Here is a 5,077-nt window from a genome sequence, read left to right on the forward strand (position 1 = left end):
CGGCGCCACGGTGCAGGCCCGCGCCCGTGGCAAGGTCTCCGGCTATTCGGTCGGGGTGTACGGCACGTTCTACCAGAACGCAGCGACCCGGATGGGCGCCTACGCCGATACCTGGCTGCAATATGGCCGCTATTCGAACCAGATCAACAGCGAATTGGGTTCCACCCGCTACCACTCCACCGTCTTGAGCGCCTCGCTCGAAGCCGGCTACGCCGTCAAACCCTTTGCCGACAGTTCGGCCCTGGGCCCCGTCATCGTCGAGCCGCATGCCCAGCTGGTCTACAGCCGCTATGACGCCCAGGACGCCACGCTGCAAGGCACCCGCATGCGCAGCGGCAACGACAACGCCTGGAACTCACGCGTCGGCGTCCGCCTGTATCCGCAGGCCACTCCCAACACGCCGGCCGTGCGCCCGTTCCTGGAAGCCAACTGGCTGCACAGCTTCGGCAACCCCTCGGTGCAGATGGGCCCGAACACTCTGGATGCCTCCCTGTCGCGCAACAGCCTGGAACTGAAGGTAGGCGCCGAAGGCCGCGTCAGCCGCGCCGTCCAGGTATCCGGCCACGTCTTCGGCCAGGCGGGCAACAACAACCAGCGCGGCTACGGCGGCATGGTCAACGTCGGGTACCGCTGGTAGGTACCGGCTCGCCGCCAGAACGATCCTCACCACCGCGGTCAGGGTTCAGGATAAGTGCAATAAGAACGTTTCTCATTATAATGTGCGACTGTTTTTCATTGCCCTCTCCTGCCCCGCATGACCGCCATGATGCTTGCCGAGACCGTCGTCGCCCACTACCGCGAACTGGTCGACTTCCTGTCGCGCCGCACCGGTTCGCGGGATGCCGCGCAAGATTGCGCCCAGGAAACCTGGATCAAGCTGGCCCGGGCGCGAGCGCTCAAGGCCCCGGTCGACAACCTGCGCGCCTACGTCTTCCAGGTGGCGGCCAACCTGGCCATCGACTTGCAGCGGCGCGACACGGCCGAACAGCGCAAGCAGACGGTCTACGCGCAGTCCCAGGTCGCAGACCCATCCGCCCCGGACACGCTGGACGTGGCCGCCATGCGCCAGACCATCGCCCGCCTCGAAGCCGCCATCCTGCGCCAGCCGGTGCGCACCCGGCAGATTTTCCTGATGCACAAGATCGATGGCGACAGCTATGGCGACATCGCCCAGGCGCTGGCCGTCAGCGTCAAGACCGTCGAAAAGCACATGACCCGGGTGTTGCTGGCCTGCCGCCAGGCCCTGGCGGACGACTGACATGGACGCCGTGGAACAAGACGCCGCCCGCTGGGTGGTCCGCCGCAACGGCGCCGCGCCCGACGCCCTGCCCGATGCCCGCTTCACCAAGTGGTATAGCGCCAGCGACGATCACGCCCGTTGCTACGACAGCGTGGCCGCGCTGTGGCGTCAGATGAACCAGGTCAGTGGCGATGCCCTGCGCCAGGACCTGGCCCGCGACCTGCAACGCCGCAAGCGCCGCGGCAAGATCATCGCAGCAGTCAGCTGTAGCGTCGCATTCTGCGGCGTATTCCTGTGGCAGAGCGGCGCCTGGTGGCGCTGGCAGGCCGACGCGGTCACTGCCGCGGGCGAAATCCGCGAAGTGGTGCTGGCCGACGGCAGCCGGGTGCTGCTGGACGCCGAATCGGCGATCCGCAGTGATCTGTCGGGCACCGAACGCCGGGTGACCCTGCTGCACGGCCGGGCGCTGTTCACCGTGGCCCGCGACCCGCAGCGGCCCTTTGTGGTGGCCACGCCCGAAGCCCACGCCACGGCCCTGGGTACGCGCTACGAGGTCAGCCGCCTGCAGCCCGACACCACCGATGTGTCGGTGCTGGAAAGCCAGGTGCGGGTCGATTGCGCCGTCTGCGCGCCCGGCACCGCCGCCCAGGTGCTGTCGCCCGACCAGCACGCCGGCATTCAGGCCAGCGGCATCACCGTCAACCCGGTCGATGCCAGTGCCGCCGCGGCCTGGGCCGAGCGCAAGCTGCTGCTGCGCGACGTGCCACTGGCCGACGCCGTGGCTCAACTGAACCGCTACACCGGCATGACCACCTGGGTCGAAGACGCCGCCGGCAAGCGGCGCATTTCTTCCGTGGTGGCCGTGGACAACCCCGATGCCCTGGCGGCGCTGGCGGCCGCGGCCGGCGTCACCGTGCGCCGCTGGGGCTCGTGGGCCTGGATCGGCGACGGCAAATAATTTCAAAGACAGGGGTAGGGTCGCGCGCCGCTGGGGGCGTCTTACTAGGAAATCCCCACTACCAAGCACCGAGACCCGACCTCCATGTCCGCACGCACGCCGCTGTCCCGCCCCTTGCTGTCTTCCCCCTCGCCGTCCCCTTCCCCGACCCGATCCGCCCCGACCCGATCCGCCCCGCCCCGTGCCCAGCGGCGGCTCAGCCGTCACGCGCCCCTGGCATTGGCCTTGACGCTGGCGTTCGCCGCATCCGCCCAGGCCCAGACCGCGCCGCCCGCGAGCCAGACCGCCAGTGCCCGCGCCGTTACCCTGCGCAGCCAGCCGCTGGACGCCGCGCTGCTGGACCTGGGCCGCCAGCTTGGCCTGCAGATCAGCTTTCCGGCCGCGCTGACCCAGGGCAAGACGGCCGCGGCCCTGAACGGCACGCTGGCGCCCGCCGACGCCCTGGAACGGGTACTGGCCGGCACCGGCCTGGCATGGCGCTATACCGGCGCCGACACGGTGCTGATCGAACCCGCCCCGGCCCCCGCCGCCGCACCCGCCGTGACCAGCACGATGGACACGGTCGTGGTCGTGGGCGGCTACACCCCCACCAGCATCAGCGAACTGCCTCGCACCGTCTGGTACCTGGACAGCCAGCAGATCGAAGAACAGGCCCATGGCGGCGCCTCGCTGTCGGAAATCCTGGGCAGCCTGGTGCCCAGCCTGGACCTCGGTTCGCAAAGCCGCACCAACTATTCGCAGAACATGCGCGGGCGCAACGCCCAGATCATGATCGACGGCGTGTCGCTCAATTCCATGCGCAACATCAGCCGCCAGTTCGATTCGATCTCGCCGTTCAACATCGAACGCATCGAAGTGCTGTCGGGCGCCAGCTCGGTCTATGGCGGCGGCGCCACCGGCGGCATCATCAACATCGTGACCAAGCGCGGCGCGCCCGGCCCCGCCTCGTTCACCAGCGAAGTCGCCGCCCGCAGCGGCTTCGACGGCAGCGATGACCACGACTGGCGCGTTGCCCAATCGGTCAGCGGCGGCTCGGAAAAAGTCTTCGGCCGGCTCGCCGTCGCGTATTCGCAGAACGGCGCCGCCTACGATGCCAACGGCAAGCAGGTCACGCCCGACACCACCCAGACCGACCTGCAATACAACCGGTCGCTGGACTTGTCCGGCACGCTGGACGTGCAATTGGCCGAGAACCAGAAGCTCAAGCTGCTGGGCCAGTTCTACAACTCGGAATTCAACCCCGGCAAGGCGCTGTACCTGGGCAACGGCCTGCGCGGCGGCCTGGGCCTGACGGGCCCCGCCGATCCCAGCCAGCTGGATATCCGCAACGGCTTCGAATCCGACGTCAAGCCGGCCACCGAACGCAGCATGCTGGCGGCCGACTACTCGGCCAACAACATCCTGGGCGGACAAGACCTGTACACCCAGGCCTACTGGCGCCGCGAAAAGCTGGATTTCTATCCCTTCCCCAACCAGTTCACCTACAACGACGGCACCTGCGCCACGGCCGCCGCATGCAAGCGCGGCTACTACTACGGCGCCTCGCAGCAAAATACCGACGCCTGGGGCCTGAAGGCCGCCCTGACCAAGGATTGGGACGCCCTGAAGCTGACCTACGGCGTGGAATACGCCCACGAGAAATTCAACGGCGGCTCGGCCTATTTCGACTGGAACAAGGCCGTGGCCTCGGGTGGCCTGAAGTTCGACAAGCTGTACGACATGCAGCGCTACCCCGATTACCAGGCGCAGACCTGGGCCGCATTCCTGCAAGGCGATTGGCGCGTCACGCGCAGCGTCACCCTGAGCGGCGGCGTGCGCCAGCAGCGCAACAAGGTCGAATTGGGCGACTTCGTGCCCGTGCCGCAGCAGATCCTGGTCAACAGCGGCGTGGGCCGCAGCGCCGACAAGATCCCGGGCGGCACCAACGCCTACAACACCACCCTGTTCAATGCCGGCGTGCTCTGGAAGGTCGACGACAGCCAGCAGACCTGGCTGAACTACTCCGAAGGCTTCGACCTGGTCGACGTGGCCAAGTACTACGGCAACGGCACCTACCGCCTGCAAGGCGGCAACTGGAACCTGCTGAACGCCGTCACCATCAACGGCTCGGAACTGGCCAACATCAAGACCCGCCAGGTCGAACTGGGCTGGCGTGGCGACTACGGCAACTGGCGCCTGCAGACCGCGGCGTTCTATGCCTGGTCCGACAAGGCCCTGGCGATCCAGCCCATCTCGCTGTCCATCGGGCTGGAAGAGCGCAAGGTGCGCAACTACGGCATCGAAGGCCAGCTCGCCTATGACTTCAACCCGCACTGGAGCGCGGGCGTGAACTGGCTGGCGATCCGCTCGGAACAGCAGCAGGCCGACGGTGGCTGGGCCAAGCAGACCATCACGCTGGCCAGCCCGTCCAAGGCGTCGGTGTTCGGCGCCTGGCGCTCAGGCCCCACCGCGCTGCGCCTGCAGGCCAACCGCAACTTCGACCTGACCGACGGCCAGGGCAACCGCATGGAAGGCTACCTGACGTTCGACCTGTTGGGCAGCTATGACATGAAGCGCTACGGCACCCTGAGTTTCGGCGTGCAGAACCTGTTCGACCGCAGCTACCAGACCACCTGGAGCCAGCGTGCACAGGCGCTGTACACGGGCCTGATGACACCGGAATCGTTGCAGTTCAACGGCCGCGGCCGCACGTTCGGGCTGGCTTATACCGTCAAGTACTAGGGCCGGCACGCGCCTTGGCGCCTGCCCTGCGAGGCATGGCCCAAGGCGGCGTGGCCGGCGGACGATATCAATCGCGCTCATACCAGATAGGCGGTTTTTGATATTGATGAATGGACGCGGCGGGTTCATCATGGCGGGCGGCCCGCCTGGGCCGACCC

4 protein-coding genes are annotated in these 5,077 nt (G+C 67.5%); all 4 read left to right on the plus strand.

Going from position 1 to position 5,077, the window contains the following annotated elements:
* Positions 1-637, plus strand: a 637-nt coding sequence (locus U858_RS0132740) for an autotransporter outer membrane beta-barrel domain-containing protein (protein ID WP_029954703.1), incomplete at its 5' end; no start/stop codon positions are given.
* Positions 638-763: 126 nt separating this feature from the next.
* On the plus strand, positions 764-1,258 hold the full coding sequence (locus U858_RS0132745) for an RNA polymerase sigma factor (protein WP_025141309.1): 495 nt from the start codon (positions 764-766) through the stop codon (positions 1,256-1,258).
* Between the two features lies 1 nt (position 1,259).
* The gene (locus tag U858_RS0132750) at positions 1,260-2,198 is read left to right on the plus strand and encodes a FecR domain-containing protein (protein ID WP_025141310.1); all 939 of its coding nucleotides are present in this window, start codon (positions 1,260-1,262) and stop codon (positions 2,196-2,198) included.
* Positions 2,199-2,423: 225 nt separating this feature from the next.
* Positions 2,424-4,919 carry a TonB-dependent receptor gene (locus tag U858_RS35270; RefSeq protein WP_025141311.1) on the plus strand — a complete coding sequence of 832 codons (2,496 nt, stop codon included), beginning with the start codon at positions 2,424-2,426 and terminating at the stop codon, positions 4,917-4,919.
* Positions 4,920-5,077 lie beyond the last annotated feature (158 nt).

It is taken from the genome of Achromobacter sp. DH1f, assembly GCF_000633435.1.
Taxonomy (GTDB): Bacteria; Pseudomonadota; Gammaproteobacteria; order Burkholderiales; family Burkholderiaceae_B; genus Achromobacter; species Achromobacter deleyi.

Coding starts and splice junctions, on each gene's coding strand:
- U858_RS0132745 (WP_025141309.1), top strand. CDS start 764: ATGATGCTTGCCGAGACCGTCGTCGCCCACTACCGCGAACTGGTCGAC.
- U858_RS0132750 (WP_025141310.1), top strand. CDS start 1,260: ATGGACGCCGTGGAACAAGACGCCGCCCGCTGGGTGGTCCGCCGCAAC.